The sequence below is a fragment of the Sphaerospermopsis sp. LEGE 00249 genome, from assembly GCF_014299995.1.
Lineage (GTDB): Bacteria > Cyanobacteriota > Cyanobacteriia > Cyanobacteriales > Nostocaceae > Sphaerospermopsis > Sphaerospermopsis kisseleviana.
Genome location: NZ_JACJUZ010000003.1, coordinates 35,825 through 53,679, shown reverse-complemented (window position 1 = coordinate 53,679; position 17,855 = coordinate 35,825). Strand labels below are relative to the sequence as shown.

Annotated in this window: 20 protein-coding genes and 3 pseudogenes; 5 read left to right on the top strand and 18 right to left on the bottom strand. The window is 36.3% G+C overall.

Going from position 1 to position 17,855, the window contains the following annotated elements:
* Positions 1-59: 59 nt before the first annotated feature.
* From hypD to H5968_RS01995, 6 genes and pseudogenes are all read right to left on the bottom strand, one after another.
* On the bottom strand, positions 60-1,211 hold the full coding sequence (gene hypD / locus H5968_RS02020) for a hydrogenase formation protein HypD (protein WP_187038602.1): 1,152 nt from the start codon (positions 1,209-1,211) through the stop codon (positions 60-62).
* A gap of 50 nt (positions 1,212-1,261) precedes the next feature.
* A complete protein-coding gene (locus H5968_RS02015; RefSeq protein WP_096570872.1) occupies positions 1,262-1,510 on the bottom strand; it encodes a HypC/HybG/HupF family hydrogenase formation chaperone in 249 nt (82 codons plus the stop codon).
* A gap of 136 nt (positions 1,511-1,646) precedes the next feature.
* Complete coding sequence (gene hypF, locus H5968_RS02010) at positions 1,647-3,989, bottom strand: carbamoyltransferase HypF (RefSeq protein ID WP_187038601.1); 2,343 nt, start codon at positions 3,987-3,989, stop codon at positions 1,647-1,649.
* A gap of 45 nt (positions 3,990-4,034) precedes the next feature.
* On the bottom strand, positions 4,035-5,174 hold the full coding sequence (locus H5968_RS02005; protein WP_187038600.1) for a hypothetical protein: 1,140 nt from the start codon (positions 5,172-5,174) through the stop codon (positions 4,035-4,037).
* Between the two features lie 445 nt (positions 5,175-5,619).
* Positions 5,620-6,129, bottom strand: a pseudogene (locus tag H5968_RS02000) (nickel-dependent hydrogenase large subunit); the annotation flags it as partial.
* A gap of 99 nt (positions 6,130-6,228) precedes the next feature.
* The gene (locus H5968_RS01995; protein ID WP_187038599.1) at positions 6,229-7,191 is read right to left on the bottom strand and encodes a hydrogenase small subunit; all 963 of its coding nucleotides are present in this window, start codon (positions 7,189-7,191) and stop codon (positions 6,229-6,231) included.
* Positions 7,192-7,788: 597 nt separating this feature from the next.
* Here H5968_RS01995 and H5968_RS01990 point away from each other — a divergent pair.
* From H5968_RS01990 to H5968_RS01975, 4 genes are all read left to right on the top strand, one after another.
* Positions 7,789-8,769 (top strand): hypothetical protein, encoded by a 981-nt coding sequence (locus tag H5968_RS01990; RefSeq protein WP_187038598.1) that lies wholly within the window; start codon positions 7,789-7,791, stop codon positions 8,767-8,769.
* Positions 8,770-9,055: 286 nt separating this feature from the next.
* On the top strand, positions 9,056-9,316 hold the full coding sequence (locus H5968_RS01985; protein WP_187038597.1) for a hypothetical protein: 261 nt from the start codon (positions 9,056-9,058) through the stop codon (positions 9,314-9,316).
* Between the two features lie 55 nt (positions 9,317-9,371).
* Entirely contained in the window at positions 9,372-9,596 is a 225-nt protein-coding gene (locus tag H5968_RS01980; protein WP_187038596.1) for a hypothetical protein, read from the top strand.
* Positions 9,597-9,693: 97 nt separating this feature from the next.
* Positions 9,694-10,500, top strand: a complete 807-nt coding sequence (locus H5968_RS01975; protein WP_187038595.1) for a NifU family protein — start codon at positions 9,694-9,696, stop codon at positions 10,498-10,500.
* A gap of 66 nt (positions 10,501-10,566) precedes the next feature.
* Here H5968_RS01975 and H5968_RS01970 read toward each other — a convergent pair whose 3' ends face one another.
* From H5968_RS01970 to H5968_RS01940, 7 genes and pseudogenes are all read right to left on the bottom strand, one after another.
* On the bottom strand, positions 10,567-10,764 hold the full coding sequence (locus tag H5968_RS01970) for a type II toxin-antitoxin system VapC family toxin (protein ID WP_228051833.1): 198 nt from the start codon (positions 10,762-10,764) through the stop codon (positions 10,567-10,569).
* Entirely contained in the window at positions 10,751-10,990 is a 240-nt protein-coding gene (locus tag H5968_RS01965; protein ID WP_187038594.1) for a hypothetical protein, read from the bottom strand. Before H5968_RS01965 ends, H5968_RS01970 begins: the two co-directional genes overlap by 14 nt.
* Before the next feature lie 211 nt (positions 10,991-11,201).
* Positions 11,202-11,432 (bottom strand): annotated as a pseudogene (locus H5968_RS26010) (hypothetical protein).
* Positions 11,433-11,435: 3 nt separating this feature from the next.
* Positions 11,436-11,768 carry a GIY-YIG nuclease family protein gene (locus H5968_RS01955; protein ID WP_370569740.1) on the bottom strand — a complete coding sequence of 111 codons (333 nt, stop codon included), beginning with the start codon at positions 11,766-11,768 and terminating at the stop codon, positions 11,436-11,438.
* Positions 11,769-11,918: 150 nt separating this feature from the next.
* Positions 11,919-12,176 (bottom strand): type II toxin-antitoxin system RelE/ParE family toxin, encoded by a 258-nt coding sequence (locus H5968_RS01950; RefSeq protein ID WP_137668687.1) that lies wholly within the window; start codon positions 12,174-12,176, stop codon positions 11,919-11,921.
* Positions 12,154-12,375 (bottom strand): hypothetical protein, encoded by a 222-nt coding sequence (locus H5968_RS01945; RefSeq protein ID WP_137668688.1) that lies wholly within the window; start codon positions 12,373-12,375, stop codon positions 12,154-12,156. The genes H5968_RS01950 and H5968_RS01945 overlap by 23 nt, the downstream gene beginning before the upstream one ends.
* Before the next feature lie 203 nt (positions 12,376-12,578).
* The gene (locus H5968_RS01940) at positions 12,579-12,764 is read right to left on the bottom strand and encodes a hypothetical protein (RefSeq protein WP_187038591.1); all 186 of its coding nucleotides are present in this window, start codon (positions 12,762-12,764) and stop codon (positions 12,579-12,581) included.
* Positions 12,765-12,884: 120 nt separating this feature from the next.
* Here H5968_RS01940 and H5968_RS01935 point away from each other — a divergent pair, with 120 nt between their 5' ends.
* Positions 12,885-13,070, top strand: coding sequence for a hypothetical protein (locus tag H5968_RS01935; RefSeq protein WP_096570894.1), 186 nt, complete (start codon positions 12,885-12,887; stop codon positions 13,068-13,070).
* A 22-nt stretch (positions 13,071-13,092) separates the two neighbouring features.
* On the opposite strand, the gene H5968_RS01930 is transcribed toward H5968_RS01935, so the two are convergent.
* The 5 genes and pseudogenes from H5968_RS01930 to H5968_RS01910 form a co-directional block, all read right to left on the bottom strand.
* Positions 13,093-13,398, bottom strand: coding sequence for a hypothetical protein (locus H5968_RS01930; protein ID WP_096570896.1), 306 nt, complete (start codon positions 13,396-13,398; stop codon positions 13,093-13,095).
* Positions 13,395-13,946 carry a DUF6036 family nucleotidyltransferase gene (locus tag H5968_RS01925; protein ID WP_187038590.1) on the bottom strand — a complete coding sequence of 184 codons (552 nt, stop codon included), beginning with the start codon at positions 13,944-13,946 and terminating at the stop codon, positions 13,395-13,397. The genes H5968_RS01930 and H5968_RS01925 overlap by 4 nt, the downstream gene beginning before the upstream one ends.
* Positions 13,947-14,096: 150 nt before the next feature.
* Entirely contained in the window at positions 14,097-15,104 is a 1,008-nt protein-coding gene (locus H5968_RS01920; protein ID WP_187038589.1) for a restriction endonuclease, read from the bottom strand.
* A gap of 198 nt (positions 15,105-15,302) precedes the next feature.
* Positions 15,303-15,899, bottom strand: a complete 597-nt coding sequence (locus H5968_RS01915) for a GRAM domain-containing protein (protein ID WP_187038588.1) — start codon at positions 15,897-15,899, stop codon at positions 15,303-15,305.
* Positions 15,900-16,140: 241 nt separating this feature from the next.
* Positions 16,141-17,555: pseudogene (locus H5968_RS01910) on the bottom strand (site-specific integrase).
* Positions 17,556-17,855 lie beyond the last annotated feature (300 nt).

Below are 17,855 nucleotides of genomic sequence, written 5' to 3'. Positions count from 1 at the left end.
TTTATATTCTCTATAAATGAATACATTTATTAAAATAAATCAGGGACTTATGTGAGGTTTTAACTGACATTTGCCACTACTTTATTTTGCTGGTTGGCTTTTTTCTCCATTGTTGTCAGTCTGCCATATTTATAATATGCTGCACAAGCACCTTCGGAAGAAACCATACAAGCACCAATGGGATTTTCTGGTGTACAAGCTGTGCCAAATACTTTACATTCCCAAGGTTTCAAAACTCCTTTGAGAATGTCACCACATTTACAGGCTTTATGATCGGGAACTGTTAAATTAGGAAGATCAAATTTAACTTCTGCATCAAATTGGGCGTATTCTTCCCTTATTTGAAAACCAGAATTGGGTATTTCTCCTAACCCACGCCATGCAAATTTTTCACGGGGTGTAAAAACTTGATTCATGGCTGTTAATGCGTTTTTATTTCCTGATTTTTCAACTAAGCGATTATATTGATTTTCAACTTCACAGCGATTTTCTACTATTTGTTTTAATAACATCCAAATAGATTGGAAAATGTCTAATGGTTCAAAGCCAGAAACAACGATGGGTTTATGATATTTTTGGGCAATAAATTCATAGGTTTCTGTTCCTATGACCATACTTACATGACCTGGACCAACAAAACCATCAAGTTGTAAATCTGGATTTTCTAATAATGCTTGTAATGCGGGAATTACTAATACATGATTAGAAAATAAACTAAAGTTGGTAATATTTTCTGCTGCTGCTTGGAGAACGGTAAAAGCGGTACTGGGGGCAGTGGTTTCAAACCCTAAACCGAAGAAAACTATTTCTTTTTCGGGGTTTTCTTTGGCAATTTTTAAGCTATCCCAGGGTGAATAAACCATACGGATATCTGCGCCTTGGGCTTTTGCTTGTAAAAGGCTGGTTTTTGAACCGGGTACGCGCATGGCATCGCCGAAAGTTGTTAAGATGATGTGAGGATTTTGGGAGAGGGCGATCGCATCATCTATTCTACCTTTAGGCATCACACAAACTGGACAACCAGGTCCATGAATTAGTTCAATATTATGGGGTAATATTTCTTCGATGCCGTATTTAAAGATAGAATGGGTATGTCCGCCACATACTTCCATGATTTTTAAATGTTTGTCTATTTGGCGGCTGAGTTTTTCTATTTCTTTTTGTAAGGCTTGGGCTTTTTCTGGGTTACGAAATTCGTCTACATATTTCATATTTTTATTGAACCACGAAGGCGCAAAGACGCAAAGGAAGAAAAGGGTTTTTAGGTGTATGCTTGGGATATTTCTTGCAGTAGTTTTAGGGTTTCTGCTGCTTCTTGTTCGTTTATTCTGTTCATGGCAAAACCAACGTGAACAAGTACCCAGTCGCCTATACATTTTTCTGGTGGGTGTTGTTCGTCTACGATGCACGCTATGTTTATTTGGCGTTTGACTCCGCCGACGTTTACCATTGCTAGTTTATGTTCTGGGTTGGTTATTTCTACAATTTGTCCGGGTATTCCTAAACACATTTTTTTATTTTCCTTTTTTATAAGAACCGCAGAGGCGCAGAGAACGCAGAGGTTTTAATTTAAAATGAGATAAAAATCAAATTATTGAATTTCTATCTTTTTCTCTTTTTAACTGTCACCTGTCACCTGTCACCTGTCACCTCATACATCTAGCAGCAGCTATAACAGCTTGTCCTAATGATAAACCGCCGTCGTTTGCAGGTACTATACTATGGGTAAAAACTTCTATTCCTAGTTTTTGTAAGTGTTTGGTTGTTTGTTCTAAAAGTATCCGGTTCTGAAATACTCCTCCTGTTAATGCTACTTGATTAATTTTGTGTTCTTGGGTTAGTTGTTTAACTATTTCTGTGATGACAATAGCTAAACTTATGTGAAATTTTGCAGCTATTTCTGATGGTGAAATTTGCTGCTTGAGGTCTTGTAATATCCCTTCCCACATCGGTGCAGGGTCTATATAATAAATTCTATCTAATTTTTCAATTTTCCAGGGATAATTTATAGTTTCTTCATCTTTGTTTAATATGTTAACATTAGCTGTTGCCTCCATTTCTATGGCTGCTTGTCCTTCATAGCTGCATTCTTCCCGACATATACCTATTGCTGCTGCTACTGCATCAAATAACCGCCCAACTGATGATGCTAAGGGTGTGTTAATACCTTTTTCTATCATCTGGTTGAGTAGTTTTAAGGGTTTTTGTTCTATAAATTTGATAATTTCTAAATCAGCATATTTTTGTTTAATTTCTTCCCAGTTAAATGCAGTTTGTAAATGGGCGTAGGTATTTCGCCAAGGTTGATAAATTGCCTGTTCTCCTCCTATCATGGCGACAGGTTTAAATGTGGCTATTCTCTGAAATTTCTGATAGTCAGCTAATAAAAATTCCCCTCCCCATAATGTCCCATCTTCCCCATATCCTAACCCATCAAAGGCTATTCCTAAGATTGGTTTTGCATCTAATGGTATTTTATTTTCTGCCATGCAAGCTGCTATATGGGCGTGATGATGTTGAATTTCTATTAATTTAATTTCGTTACTTGTTGCTAATTCTTTTCCCAGTTTTGATGATAAATATTCTGGATGTTTATCAATAGCAATTATTTCTGGTTTATGTGCAAATAAATTCAGATATAAATTCAATGTTTCTTGATAAGCATTAAAACCAGCAGCGTTTTCTAAATCTCCTAAATGTTGGGATAAAATCGCCTCACCTTCTCTTAATAAACAAAAAGTATTTTTTAACTCGCTACCCATTGCTAAAATAGGTGCTACTTTCTCAAAACCAGATGGTAAAATAATTGGTGCTGGTGCATATCCCCGCGCACGTCTCAGGATTTGTATTTTATCATCAATAACCCTCACAACTGAATCATCAACCCGGTTAACAATATCCCGGTTATGTAATAAAAAATAATCTGCTATTTTCCCTAACTTCTCTTTAGCATCTTCATTATTTATACATTGTGGTTCATCAGAAATATTACCGCTAGTCAAAACTATAGGGCAGTTCATTCTTCTGAGAATTAAATGATGTAAAGGCGTATAAGGTAACATAAAACCCAAAGTATTTTGTCCTTGTGCAACTGATATAGCTACCTGTTTTTCAGGTTTAATATTTAATAAAACAATAGGTGCAGCAGGACTGGTTAATAAAGTTTTTTCTAAATCAGAAACATAACAATATTCAGATATAATATTGATATCCCTAGCCATCAAAGCAAAAGGTTTATGATAACGTCTTTTCCGTTCCCTTAACTTTTTAACAGCCGTTTCTTGAGTTGCATCACAAGCTAAATGAAAACCCCCTAAACCCTTAATAGCGACAATTTCCCCCTTTTGTAATAAAGTACAAACCGCATCCACATCATCCAACATCGAGAACATATCAGCGATGACAGGTTGACCATCAGCACGTTCTAACCAAGCACTTGGACCACACTTAAAACACGCCACAGGTTGGGCATGAAAACGCCTATTTTCCACATCTTCATATTCTGTGTTACAGTCTCCACACATCGGAAACTTAACCATACTCGTATGATTTCTATCATAAGGAATAGCCCGAATAATAGTTAACCTCGGACCGCAATGAGTACAATTTGTAAAAGGATAACGAAAATAACGACTAAAAGGGTCAAAAATCTCCTTTTGACATTGAGAACAAGTTGCTGCATCAGGGGAAATTTCAGTTTTCACCACAGTATTCACACTATGAGAAATCACAAAATCATCAAAATCAAAATCACCCAAATATGAACTTCTAATTAACTTATTAATTTTAGCCAAGGGCGGACATTCCTGATATAATTTATCTACAAACTCAGTAATTTTCTCCTCACTACCAGCAACCCGAATTAAAACCCCTTCCCCATCATTACAAACATCACCCTTCAAACCACAAAATTTCGCTAACCGATAAACAGTAGGACGAAAACCCACACCTTGAACAGTACCCTTAACCCTAATTTCCTCTTTTCTCATTCTTATCCTCTGCGTTCTCTGCGTCTCTGGGTGAGATTAATAAAATTAAAAAATCAAAACTCGATTATTCCCAGAATCAGAAACTACCATATTTTCCCCACAAACCTTAATTCCGTAACACCAATTTAAACTTTCCCTAGTTGGTAAACCAAAATCCTTATTTTCACTCTTACTTGTAAAACTATCCTGTCCCAATATTCCATCAGCATCTGCACCCTGTAACAAAAAAATATTTTCCCTTTTCTTCCATCCTAACAAACGAGAATTAGCAGTATCAGCAACTATTAACCAATCTTCCCAAATATCTACACCATAAGGCATACTTAAACTACTACGACTAGGAAAATAAACACCTTGATTTAATTCCACAAAATTAAAATTTTTCTGACCCACAACCACCGCACAAGGACTATTATTTTCTGTAGGTATTCCTTCCCAAATCATCACCCGATTATTACCCGCATCTGTCACCACCAAATTACCATTCCAAATCGTAATATCATGACACCAACGCATACTAGCAGCAGTGGGAGAACTGCCCCCGTTTTCATTACGAGAAATCATGTTTGGTTGTCCCAAAACTATATCCGCAGGTTGTCCATTTTTTGTAGGTAAACTATGCCAAATTAATAATCTTCTATTTCCAGTATCAGCAACAAATAATTGATTTTTATCACATAAAATCCCATAAGGCCAATGTAAAGTATTAGCTGCTGGTTCTTGACTGCCCCGGTTAGGTTCATTAGCGATAAAATTACTTTGTCCTAATACTAAATCTGCGGGTTGATTATTTTCCTCTGGGAGATTATACCAAATTAAAATCCGATGATTCCAAGCATCAGCAACGGCTAAACCATTACCATATTTACAAATACCTGTAGGAACACTAAATGTATTTTTTGATGGTGTACCTTTGGCGTTTTGTCCTTCACTAAAAAAGTCCGGTTGTCCGATAATTAAATCTGCCGGTTGGTTATCTTCCGTCGGTAAATTTCGCCATCCTAATAACCGATGATGTCCTGTATCTGACACCCATAATGGTCCAGTTGGTGATAGTAAACAAGCTGCACGGGGTCCGAACATTGTTGAGGGTGTGGGTGCAAGGGGTATGGTTATTTGTTCGGGTTTGTTAGGGTTTCCTAAGATGATTTTTGCAGCTTGGGAAGTGAGGGGTATTGGCTTCATTATTATTTCACGCAGAGGCGCAAAGAGAAGGAGAAGTTTTGGGGTTTATTTATTTAAGAATATTTGATGATACTAAGATGTAGTTTTAATGGCAATTTAGTCTGCTGTTGTTGTTTGAGTGTAAAAACCCGTTTTGGATTTATCCCATTACCATAGTTATGCTCGCTAATCTAGAACACCAATTCATTAATCGTCAGGGTGAAGCATTCGGACAGAATATGAACTGGTTTCAGCGATAGTTTATCACCCGAATGCTTCGCCCCTAATAAGGTTAGGGAAAAATTAGGTAACGTCTGAGAACCCCAAATGACTTCTAGTAGGTAAAAATAAATGAACTTATTGTATATATGGGGTGGGTTTATCGCTTAAATTAAGGAAAAAACAGGGAATAATCAGACCTATCCTGAAAAATGCTTGCTATATCAGCAATTTCCTAATTTATCTCCATATAACTGCTGTGCGGCCATTGTCCACCTAATAAGGCGTAGATTTCTACAGGTTTAGCAGAAATTGTTACCCCAATCTCATAAGATTTACCTGTAAAAGCGGCAAAGCGACGACAAGCTTCATCATAAAAATGACTGCGGCGATAATTTTTATTGGTTAAATCAATGGCAAACAATCCATAAAAATAGCGAGGAATACTTTGGATTGTTTCCACAATTTGACCTAAATTTCTCGCCAAAATTGCATTTCTAGGAACTTCTGTTCCCCAAGCAGTATCTAAAGCCCAAGAAGCTGAACTTAAATGAGAACCGCCACAAATTCCGCAAATTCTAGGGGTGACAATTAAACCGGCTTGGGGGTCTTTTCCGCGTAAAATTATTTCAAAACCGCGAAAAAGTTCTGCATGAGTCCAGGCATTTGTAACATATCCGTCTTCGATTTCTACACGGACATCTAAATCACCTTCGACTCTACCAACGGGAGCAATATCTAATGTTTGAATTGGCATAATTAAAGGGAATAGGGAATAGGGAATAGGCAAAAGTTAAAAGTTAAGACATCAAGACTAATAACTAATGACTAATGACTAATGACTAATGACTAATGACTAAACCAAGAAAAAGTCTTCATCAGCCCATTTTGGTGCTGCATCTTTAGCAACAACTGTGAGAACTGCGTAATCTTTTTGGTTGACTCCGGGGGGTATTTCTTTGGGAACACCCATAATTGTTTGAGTTTTAAATACTGTTCCTGGTTTGAGATCATGGAAGGGAAATTCTGGTTCTGTGCAACCAATACAAGGCATTCCGGCGCGGGTTTTTGATGATACGCGATTCCAAAGAATGCGGTTACAGGAAGAACGGGTCATGGGACCACGACACCCTAAGTCATAAAAGAGACAGCCTTTACGTTGTCCAAATTCTGCGGTTGTGGCTTTGTAAGCAAAGTGAATGTTACGAGTACAACCAGTTTGGGTAAAGGTGTTAAAGAAGGTTTGGGGACGGTGTAGGTCGTCTAGGGTAATATCGCTGATGCGTCCGGTAGCTATGGCGACTAATATCTGGGTTATCCAGTCAGGATGGGCGGGACATCCGGGTATATTTATTACAGGTAAACCGGCTTTGCTGACAAAATCTTTACCTAAAAAACCACCTTTGTCCCGTTTCAGAAATTGTAAACCCTCAGATTCGCTGGGGTTGGGTGACATTGCAGGAATACCGCCCCAAGTGGCACAGTCGCCAATGGCTACAACAAAGTTAGCAGCTTGGGCTAAGTCGTTTAACCATTCTTTCATGGGGCGATCTGCAAAACGGTTCCATTCTCCTGTACCATTGGGGGCGTTAACTACGCTACCTTCAAATACTAAAATATCCAGAGGAGTTTTACCTAAGACACATTCCCAAAGCAAGGTTTGTAAGTTTGCACCGAGTTCTAAACCCAGGGAAGGATGCCAAAGAATTTTAATGCCAAAGTCTGCTATTAAATCACAAGCTGTAGGTTCTTCGGCATTGAGAAATGACATGGTGTTACCTGAACAAGCACCACCTTGCAGCCAGAGTACATTTGTCATTGGCTATGATTTTTCTATTGTAGATGTGGAGAGATACACGGGATTATTTCACGGGATTATTCCGTCAGTGTTGATGGGGAGATACGCAGGAATTTTAGCAACATTATCAATTTTTGAATTTCTACTACTGAGGATTTTTGTAGAGTCTCGCTGATTGATTATTATTGTTATTTTAACATGGAATTTCTGTCTGAATCAGAATTGACAGGATTTGTTGATTTACTGGATTTTGATTGATTGATGATACAGAAATTTCTGCTCAAGTGATCAATTTATCTCTACAAAAATTAACATTAGTAATTTTACGCTAGATTTTTCTTAAATGAATCTTTTATAGTGAAAAATATTAATGTTATTACCCTTTCCTTGAATCTTAACAAAGGATAGGTACAAACACTTTATTTTCATGATTTAGTAGGGGTTTAGCACTGGTAAAACCTTGCAGGAGTCAGGAGTCAGAATAACTTTTAAAAATCTGACTGCTGATAGTTGATAACTGATAGCCGATAGCTATTAAAAGGGGAATCTGTAAAAAAATACTTAATCAAAAACTGCGTAAATCGGCTTAGTTGATGACTCAATTACTATGGCCAATTTATGACTTCTAGTGTTACAGATTCTGCCGTAAAAGCGGCTATGGCGGCCATTTCTGATGAGTCAGCAACAGCAGAGGAAAAAATCCAAATGCTGATAGAAATGGCGCAGGGTTTTCTCAAAAAACCGAAAAATTCCCAAGATTTACGCAGTGGGTTAGGATTGTTTTATCGTGCTTATCAAATGTGTGGTGAAGATTATCCTTTACTGAAAGCACGGGCAAAAGTGGGAATGGCGGGTACTTTACAAATAATACCCGATTCTAATCCCCAATTATTAGTACAAGCTAAGGATAGTTACGAAGAAGCTTTACCTATTTTACAGCAGTTTGCTACACCAGAAGAAGTAGCAGAAGCGCAGATGAATTTGGGTTTAGTTTTACAGTCTTTAGTTCCCTATAATTTAGCGCGGATAACTGATAGTATCCAAGCTTATCATGAGGCTTTGCGGGTGTTTACTTGGCAAGAATACCCCCAAGAATATGCGATTTTATATAATAATATTGCGATCGCCTATCTTTCAATGCCCATGGCATCTGAACGGGAATATTTACGTCAAGGGTTAGCAGTACAATCTTTTGAAGTAGCACTTGAGCATATTAACATAATTGATCATCCCAGGGAATATGCCATGTTGCAAAATAATTTAGGTAATGCTTTGCAATATTTAATTAGTTCCCATCCCATTGACAATAATTTGCGGGCTGTTGCAGCTTACGATGAAGCTTTAAAAGTGCGTAATTCTAGAGATACACCCTTGGAATATGCTAACACAATTTCTAACAAGGCTAACGTATTTTTTAACTTACCCGACGATCCTGAAAAACCAGAATTAGGGAATCCTGAAAACCTGCTACAAGCCAAATTATACTATCAAGAAGCTTGGCAAATATTTACAGCACATCAAGAAATTGAGAAAGCGGAAATAGTAGCCCAAGCAATCCAAGATTTGGAAGCAGAAATACTAGCAGTTTCCTTAAATTAAATATTAGGAATCATTAGGGGACAAGCATTCGGAAAATACCCTTGGACAAAAATTGATACCTGATTGCCCGAATGCTGATGCTTCCAGCACGCTTTGCGAACACCCGTAAAGGAGTCAGGATTCAGAATATTTACTTGCATCAAAAATGGAGAAAAGCAAGTATTTTCATCAGGTTTAATTAATCAGGTTTCATTAATCAGGCTTCAATATCAAATCAAACAAACTGATGAATCTGATGAATCCTGAAAAATGACTATTAACTTGTCAACAAATAGGAGAAAAAACAATGTTTGATTTTATCACCAACCCAGAATTTAGAGATTTTCTTTATAGTTTAAATACTAACCTCAATTTTACCACTGCATTAGCTTGGTTAGCCATTGCCGTAATTTTATCAATGGTAGGTGGTGCAATTGGAGGTATGATATTAGCCGGTAAAGATTTAGGCTACAAATTTTCAGCCACCATTGGTAGTTTATTTGCCCCTGCTGGCGTAATTCCCACCCTCATTTTAGGGTTATTAATTTTAAATTTGTTAGGCAACTAATAGGTAACTAATAGGTAACTAATAGGTAACTAATAGGTAACTAATAGGAGGATATATGTTAGAATTAGGCTGGTTTTCTTTGAGATTATTTCTCAAGGGTAAATTATTTCGTGATCCACTATATTTTCTGCGTCAAACAATAATCGCTAGTGGTATTGGTACACTATTATTAATTTTATTAGCACAGCTATCAATTCCCGTTTGTATTCCTATTACTGTAACTAGTTTAGTTACAGGTGTCATGATGCCTTTTCTACTGAAAGATTTTCGCATGAAATGATGCAGTTACAATTATAAAACTTATCAATCCCTACAGATTTATCTGGGGGATTGTTTTATGATTGAACGCAGACAAACGCATATAAATGCAGATTTTTATGGATAATTTAAATGAATTAATAGCAGATATTCAAAGATTTGAAGCAATTATTTCTGATTGGGATGAAAGTCAAAGATGTGTGGCCGTTGGTTTAAAAAGTGCAGTTGAAGCTTTACATAAAGCAGCTTTAACGAACTTGATTAAAAGTTTGAAAAAGGATAATTTAGCCGCTTTAAGCAATGCGGTAAATGATGATATTGTTTATGCGGTTTTATTGTATCACAATTTGGTAAAACTGCCATTATCAGAACGGATAAAAACAGCATTAGCGGAAATTCGCCCTAGTTTACAAAGCCATAATGGGGATGTGGAATTAGTTGCTATTAAACCACCGGATACAGTTGAAGTTAAGTTAATTGGTAGTTGTAGTAATTGTGCCAGTTCTACTTTGACTTTAACTCAGTTAGTAGAACAAACTATTAAAAACCATTGTCCAGAAATTACCAAAATTGTAGCTGTTAATAATACTCCTAATTCTACAATTGCTACTATTCCCACAAATTCCTATTGGGTAAGAGTTACGAATGTTAATGAACTTCCTGAAAATCAAATATTAGGAGTTAGAATTGAAAATCATAACTTGATTTTATACAAACAAGATAATAAGGTACACTGTTATGGTAATGCCTGTTCTCATTTAGGTTTTCCCTTGGATAAAGGTAAAGTTAAAAATGGTATTATCACCTGTGCATCCCATCAATTTGAATACGATTTAAATACAGGCAAATGTTTAACAGTACCGGATATTTCTCTACAAAGTTATCAAGTGCAAGTTAAAGGTGATAAAGTGTATGTCCAGGTTTAAAGTTTGAGATTCCTGTGGAAATTTTATTAATAAATATTAATAACTATTAATAAATATTAATAAATATTAATAAATATTAATAAATATTTTTGGAGCATCTACTCCTACTCTTTTTTGTAACAAATAGCAAGTTTCTGTAACGACACACCAGGTTGTAATAAATTGCTGATTAGCTAAATCTTGAAATCGTTTTTTGGCGGCTATATAAACTACATCTTGTTTATTAGCAAGAGCTAACCAAAAGCCTGTATCAACTATGATCATATTTTTGATTAAGTTCACTATCTAAGTAGTTTTTATAGTTTTTAGAGAGGTCAGTTTCAGCTTCTATACAACCGATAAAGTCTGACCAGTCTTGCAAGGAATTTTCTGAAGATTTGTGTTGACTCAGAAGATAGGGTTTTTTTAGGACTTCTACAAGTTCGACTATGATTTGTTGTGCATCGGGAGGAAGAGAGGCAATATCTTGTTGAATTGTATCTAAGTTCATAATCTGATTTTGCTGTTTCTCTGATTATAGTTTAGCGAGAATTTTTTTTACAAAACCAATCAGATTCAGATAAGGTGTATTACATTTCATTAACGCACCCTACAGGATTAGCGATCGCTTCCCTCCCTGTAGGTATCGCATTTAATAATAGTTAAGGAAGTACAAGAAAAGGAAGTAGAGCGATCGCTTTTTGCAAAGATGTTTATTAGACTTATTGACCTCGCCCTGGCTTACAGTCGGCAAAACTTAATGCTTCTGTGTCTAGAAAGCTGGCGATTCTCTTTCAGAGACACTACGTGAACGCCATCTCAATAATTGCTTCAACGGGATAATCAATTTCATTAGCACGAGAAATCAGGGCATCTTGAATCCAGTCTGGTAAGTGTTTTAAAATAATCTCTGCATCATCGGACGAAATTTGCTCCGAAGGTTTCACTTGCATGGGTTAGGACTCGATATGGATTTTAACGTTATATGGTGGCTCAGTCGCTCTCAAAATTATCGCCTCTAGTTCTAATAATAACGCAGGGTTTTTCGAGTAAGGTATTATCTGCACCGCAATTCTTACATCTTCACTTTTATATTGATCGAGCCAAGCCCACAAAAAAGCCTTGTGTCCACCTTTAAAACGACCTCGTAAGCTTTTGGTTTTACCAATGTAAAGCAATCCTTGATATCTATGCCTAACTGCGTAAATACCCGGACGATCAGGAATATCGCTAAAATCCTGGCTCAAGGGTTGGCATTGCTCAAAGGGAGTAAACGCAATTGCATCCAAGATGTTTCTTGCTTGGTTCTGTATTTCAGAATTGTTCGTTGGCACGGAAGGTAGATTGTAGATTATCGAACTCATCATGCCACAGAAAAAGGTGCTTTACATTTCATTAACGCACCCTATAGAATTGGCAAACTGGCTTACCACAACGGGCTAATTTAAAAGACTTTCATATTCATCGTGATTACCGATCCAAATCCAATAATAATCGTCACCCTTTTTTAAGGCTAAGGCTCTATATCCACCAGTGACACGGGCAGACCAAAGATTTTTACCGACTTTTTTGAAGTGCAAAGAGGGATGAAGTGAGTTTTCCTGCCAAAGCTGATAAGCCTTCCGCGCTTGCTCTTGCATCTCAGGTGACAAATTAGCATAAGTTTTCCAAAACTCACTCGTTGCAAAGGATTTCATCAAGATCCCTCACGTTGTTGGCTGCAATATCTTTTTCTGCCTGAGCAATAAGGCGATCTAATTTCCCTGATGATAAATCTGCCTCAATTTGCTGATCCCACATCTCATCAATATATTCTTGAAGCCACTTTACCAGATCACGAACTTCACTCTCTGGCAATTGCTTGATTGCTGATTCAACTTCTAGGAGAGTAGTCATATAAGATTTTACATTTCAAGAACTTTTCTATATTATTACCAATTATAGCATTGAAACGCTATTGAGATGGTAGCTATTTGACTGACCCCACTTATTAAAGATGTTTAATGGTGAATTTATCAGGTGCATTACATTTCATTAACGCACCCCACAGAATTGGCGATCGCTTACTCATGAGATCGCAGTTAATCACAGTTAAGGAATCACAAAAAAGGAAATTGAGCGATCGCTTCTTCTGCTAAAGCCTCCAGTTTGCCGTCTGCGATGTCTTGTTCTAGCTGCTCGTCCCAATGTTGGTAGTCTATGTCTAATATCCATTGCCGGAGTCGCTGAAACTGTTCTGGTGGAAGCGTCAGAATAGCTGCTTCAATTTGTTCAATGGTTGACATTTCAGGTTATGGTTTTTTGACTTCAATCACATTATAGCTTTGTAGAGAGGAGTAATTCTAATTTTTACCTCACAGATCGCTTATAATCAATGTATTATTGTATATCTAAAAATTTAAAATATGTCACTCGCTGAGTTAATTCCTCTAGTCAATAATCTGAGTCAGTCAGATAAATTATCACTCTTGAAACTCCTAGCAAAACAAATCCCAAATGCTGAATTACAAGTAATCTTTTCTGCCTCAGAGTATCCAATTTGGTCGCCCTACGACTTAGTAGTTAACGAAGCACTAGAAAATAAAGATTGAGCGATCGCTTTTCTCAAAGATGTTAAACAGTAAATTTAGACGGCTGATATTTATAACTTAATTCAAGAGCATTGCAAAAGCTATTTAGTTGATTAAGCAAAGCATTATAGTAACTGTAAGCATCCTCTTGTTTATCTTGGAGATTAGCATATAAAGTTAACTCTGGTTCTGGTGCTAGGTGATCTTTAGGGATATCTAAACCTGCTTCAGATAACCGTGTTGAGGCAATTGCAATTAATAATGCTCCAATTGTATTAGATTCACCATTGTGAAGATCATTCAGTCCAGGTAATATTGTTTCTGCACCTGGTAATTCATTAAGATTCATGATTGATTTTCCTCCAGGTTATTTTCACAACGTTCAATAAATTTCTCAATTCTACTTCTAAGGATATCAGGGTTTAGAGAGGGAAATCTGATTAGTTCAGGTGCGATCGCTTCAAAGCAATTCCGTACATCATTCAAAGAGAATAATTTCTGTTTATACATGGCTTCAATATCTTTAATATCACGGTCAAATCCCCTGGATAGTTTAGCAAGAGCTTGGGCGGTAAAATCATAGTGATAAAACGAAATTTGACCTCGTTTGCCAATGAATACACTTCTATCACGCCATCCAGGAAGAGGTGGTAAGAAATCCTGGGGAGATGCTAATTCGATATTAATGTTTAATTCTTGTTTGAGTTTGGCAATAGCTTGAAAAATGCCTGGTGGTTCAGGATCTAGACGAAGATCAACATCAACTGTGGAGTTACGCCATCCAATTAGTAGCGCACTAGCTCCTCCTGTAAAGTAGATGCAGCCTGAACCCTGGGCTTCTCTACCTAAGACTTGCATCAGACGTTCTAACTTTTGAGTGTCAATGTTTTCACGCATATTTTTATTAATATATTGTTTGGATATTGAGCGATCGCTTCCCTATCTGTAAACATCTCATTTAATAATAGTTAAGGAAGCACAAAAAAGAAGTTGAGCGATCGCACTATCTGGTGAAGTGGCGTTGTTATGTGGCTGGTAGCTGATATCTCACTCATGAGAGATGTAGAAATCATCTATGGCATCACGGATAAGATCGATAGGATTTTGATTAGCGGCCTTGAGTTTAAGTAGTTCAATCAGATGGTTGTCATCAAAAAGTAAAATGATCTTTTTTTCCTCAGAATATATACTATTTCGCATTCTATAAGCACCACAATCTGCGCCTTTCCTACTAAAAATTATACCAAATCTTCCAATAGTTTGTTTTAAGTAATTCCGAGTTTGGTTTACTTCATCTTTAGTACAAGGATTGGTATAGTTTTTAAATTCACACAGTAAAAATCTAGAATCAAAATCTCTACAAATCTTTGCCCATCCAGTATCTATGTCTGCATCCCTAAGTGAGAAAAGTGCATCACGCCTTTCAAGACCATTGAGAGTACGAGGTTGTTGTTTTGGTGGCTTGAGAGGAGGAACAAATACTTCAGTTAAAATCTGTGTGCAAATATCTTCAAAATCTTTCCACCCTTCTTTCCCTAAAGGACAGATTGATAGCCTTTGTATTAGTGAGGAGGATATTTCGTTTTTAGCTGTGGATAGGCTTAACGGAAAGCTGGAAGTAATTTGTTTATATTTTTCTTCTAGTTGTGGAAATTTTGCCAATAGAGTTAGTAGCTTATCTCTGTCCCATACTTCAAGTCTTTTTTCAACTGAGGCATTTAACTTATGCACGTAATTCCAAGCAGAAGAAGTCAAATTACTTGAAGTAACAAGGAGAGCCTTAGCTCTTTTTTCAATATTAAGAATACCTGATAGTTGTGCGATTGTACGGGAATCAATTTGATTGTTAACGTAGTATTTAGTTTCTACAAGCCACAATTCAGAAACCTTTTCGCCAGTTGGTGATTTTGTGATATTATAAGCTTGAATATCCACACACCTATCCGGGCTTGCTATAGTGGATTGCAATGTCACATTCTCAAAACCCAAGGCAATTAACAAATCAGCTACTAATTTTTCAAACGCAGATGCTCTTTCGACTGCCGTACGATTCATAATTTTTCCAGATTATTGTCTCAATACAACTTAAATTATATACAAATTTTACATATAACATTTTTTCATACAATTATCTAGTAAGCAAAGTGTTAAAACAAGCGGTTCATCAAACTCGTATTCAAAAAAGGTACATTATCATAGGTTTACCCACAATTTTGCTACCCATTTACTACAAAATGGCAAGGAAACAAACTGCTATTCACCATCTTTCATAATCATTTCCAACAGTTCAAGGACGTTCAATATTCCTGTGAGGCTGATAGGATCTTGAGCAATTTCAAGAACTTGATTTACTGTATCTGGCATCTTTAATGCAATTTTATCCATGACTTTAGAAATTTTCAAGCCATCACCCACTTTCTCATAATCCTTTTTTACGTAATTCTTAATATCAGTCTTTTGCGTTTCAGTCAAACTATTTGATGCAGAGTTAATAGCCTGAATAAAGGATGGAATACCCCATAAAATAAACTCAAAATTTTGCGTATGCGTAGATACTTCAATTTTCTTTGTTAGAAATTGAGATGTATCAAGCACACTATTAATCGTAGGTAAAAAAATACTGAATTTACCTGTAACCCGATTTAAAGGGTGAGATTTGAAGATCAAGCGATAGTTTGTTAAATGCAATTTGCCACCGATAGCTTCTTTACCATTAAAACCCATGACTGACATCAATTGATCATACGGAAGCGACTTTAATCCGTAATCGCTAATCTTGAAAACAGCATTACTTGCTTTACTAAGCAGCAATTTCTCTCCATCCAGGAAAATTCGTCTATCTATGTCCATGCTTATACACCTCATTTATAGCTAATAAATATATACGCAATACAGGGTATTTTAACAGTCATTTAACCATCTAGCTCACTAATCTTAATCCCTATATATCAAGCATTACAAGCACCTATTTTCGTATTATATGGAAAACTTATTTATTATATCCTTATTCAGATATTATACAGAATTTTTCACTATAATTACCCTTAACAGCAGGATTATATGGGATTTTTTCGTATAAATGTTCCCACCCCTATAAATTCTTACCTCCCAACAATTTCCACCTTTCCACCTCCAACCTCAACCTTTCATTCTCCATCCTTAACGCCAAAATCTCATTCTTCTGCAACTCAATTAACGACCTTTGACTAATTACCTCACCAAAAGCTTTTTTCCGGTTTTCAATCCCAAACCATCTTTGATAAGTCTTAGTATGTTCATCAACAGTATGACCTAAATTATCTGCTGCTGCTTTAATTGCTATTCCCTGAAGATGCGCTCTAATTGCACAAGCATGGCGTAAATCATAAGGTTGAAACTCAATTCCCACTTTTCTAAACCATCTGGATATATCTCTTCTCATCCAATTAATATTTTGTACAGAAGCAATTTTTTCAAGTTTTCTTGCTAAAATATTTAACGGTTTAGGATTTTTTAAATCAAATAATTCTACCCATTCAGGTACAAAAGGAATAACTTCTCTATATCCAGTTTTGGTATTTTTATTCACCTTCCAAGTATGATCTATATTTTGGGGGGACATCCACCAATTAATATCCGTTTCTACAAATAATTCCCTTGGCCTTAATCCATAGGTTGCCAACATTCCATATACCCAACGCCACATTTCCCATGTGTCTATTTCATCACTAATATTTGTATTTTTGCGGTTGAGGGCGAATTTTTCAAAGAGGTAAAAACTAGAGATAATTTTTTCATCATCCGGTATTTCTCGATAATTAGGAATAACGTGATCTCGTTTTACATCCAATTGAAATCCTAAATTAAAGGTTTTGATCAAAACCGAAGTTACCGCAATTAATTCATTTTTTTTATTACCATTAACTGAATTAATCACTTCCTCAAAATTTTCCTTAGTAGCTAAAATTGTTAAATCAAAGTTTCTTTTAATCACAGATATATAGTTAGCAAAAGTATTTTCACTGGTGATAGTTTTTTGACGGGTTTGATAATATTTTTCATCAAAGGTATCTAATAATTCCCCAATGGTTTTAAGTTCTTGTTTCTCTCTCGATTTAATTCCTAAATACTTCTCATTCCATTGAAAAGTATGACGAGCAATTAATTTACCTAACTCGTAACTTTCCTCAATTGCAGTTTTTAAACCCTCTAAATTTGCGGGTATTCCCAGAGATAAATCATACTGTTTTTTCTGTTTACCTACACTACTATCTCCTGGTTTTAAAGGTAACGTAGCGCGTAATTGGAGAGAATTTCCAGTTTGTTTAATACTAACTTTAACTCTCTCCCTTTTTAAATTACTATTAGCTTCAATTAACTTCTGTTCAAAAACTGCTTGATACTGTAATTCCGTTGCTTTTATTTTCGCCATTCCCTATACCTACCGTCTGTAGTGTTCTGCGGTTCAAAATAGACCTCTCCAAAATAGAATGTATTGATTTTTAATATATTGTAGGGGCGAAGCATTTGGGCGATAATTTGACGGAAAAATCAGACATCTAGATATCCCAAATGCTTCGACCTGCCCCCATAAATAAGCCATAATTTCTTTTCTGGAGAAGTCTAATCTATACAAAATCTGCAAACATATCTGCGAACCAGTCCCCGGAGTCTGTATTTGCATCCTCATGTAGAGATGGGGGATAGGTTTCCGATATTAACTTTTGGCGATGCCTGCGGCGGGCTGCGCCTACGCAATTTCCCTGATTTTACTGAATTATTCCCTAAATATTCACTTATTTATAAAAGCGGAAATAGTGAAAATAA

Coding starts and splice junctions, on each gene's coding strand:
- H5968_RS02015 (WP_096570872.1), bottom strand. CDS start 1,510: ATGTGTTTAGGAATACCCGGACAAATTGTAGAAATAACCAACCCAGAA.
- H5968_RS01945 (WP_137668688.1), bottom strand. CDS start 12,375: ATGACTACTCTCCTAGAAGTTGAATCAGCAATCAAGCAATTGCCAGAG.
- H5968_RS02005 (WP_187038600.1), bottom strand. CDS start 5,174: ATGAAGCCAATACCCCTCACTTCCCAAGCTGCAAAAATCATCTTAGGA.
- H5968_RS01940 (WP_187038591.1), bottom strand. CDS start 12,764: ATGTCAACCATTGAACAAATTGAAGCAGCTATTCTGACGCTTCCACCA.
- H5968_RS01970 (WP_228051833.1), bottom strand. CDS start 10,764: ATGATCATAGTTGATACAGGCTTTTGGTTAGCTCTTGCTAATAAACAA.
- H5968_RS01980 (WP_187038596.1), top strand. CDS start 9,372: ATGTTAGAATTAGGCTGGTTTTCTTTGAGATTATTTCTCAAGGGTAAA.
- hypF (WP_187038601.1), bottom strand. CDS start 3,989: ATGAGAAAAGAGGAAATTAGGGTTAAGGGTACTGTTCAAGGTGTGGGT.
- H5968_RS01925 (WP_187038590.1), bottom strand. CDS start 13,946: ATGCGTGAAAACATTGACACTCAAAAGTTAGAACGTCTGATGCAAGTC.
- H5968_RS01965 (WP_187038594.1), bottom strand. CDS start 10,990: ATGAACTTAGATACAATTCAACAAGATATTGCCTCTCTTCCTCCCGAT.
- H5968_RS01990 (WP_187038598.1), top strand. CDS start 7,789: ATGACTTCTAGTGTTACAGATTCTGCCGTAAAAGCGGCTATGGCGGCC.
- H5968_RS01935 (WP_096570894.1), top strand. CDS start 12,885: ATGTCACTCGCTGAGTTAATTCCTCTAGTCAATAATCTGAGTCAGTCA.
- H5968_RS01985 (WP_187038597.1), top strand. CDS start 9,056: ATGTTTGATTTTATCACCAACCCAGAATTTAGAGATTTTCTTTATAGT.
- H5968_RS01930 (WP_096570896.1), bottom strand. CDS start 13,398: ATGAATCTTAATGAATTACCAGGTGCAGAAACAATATTACCTGGACTG.
- hypD (WP_187038602.1), bottom strand. CDS start 1,211: ATGAAATATGTAGACGAATTTCGTAACCCAGAAAAAGCCCAAGCCTTA.
- H5968_RS01915 (WP_187038588.1), bottom strand. CDS start 15,899: ATGGACATAGATAGACGAATTTTCCTGGATGGAGAGAAATTGCTGCTT.
- H5968_RS01975 (WP_187038595.1), top strand. CDS start 9,694: ATGGATAATTTAAATGAATTAATAGCAGATATTCAAAGATTTGAAGCA.
- H5968_RS01995 (WP_187038599.1), bottom strand. CDS start 7,191: ATGACAAATGTACTCTGGCTGCAAGGTGGTGCTTGTTCAGGTAACACC.
- H5968_RS01920 (WP_187038589.1), bottom strand. CDS start 15,104: ATGAATCGTACGGCAGTCGAAAGAGCATCTGCGTTTGAAAAATTAGTA.
- H5968_RS01950 (WP_137668687.1), bottom strand. CDS start 12,176: ATGAAATCCTTTGCAACGAGTGAGTTTTGGAAAACTTATGCTAATTTG.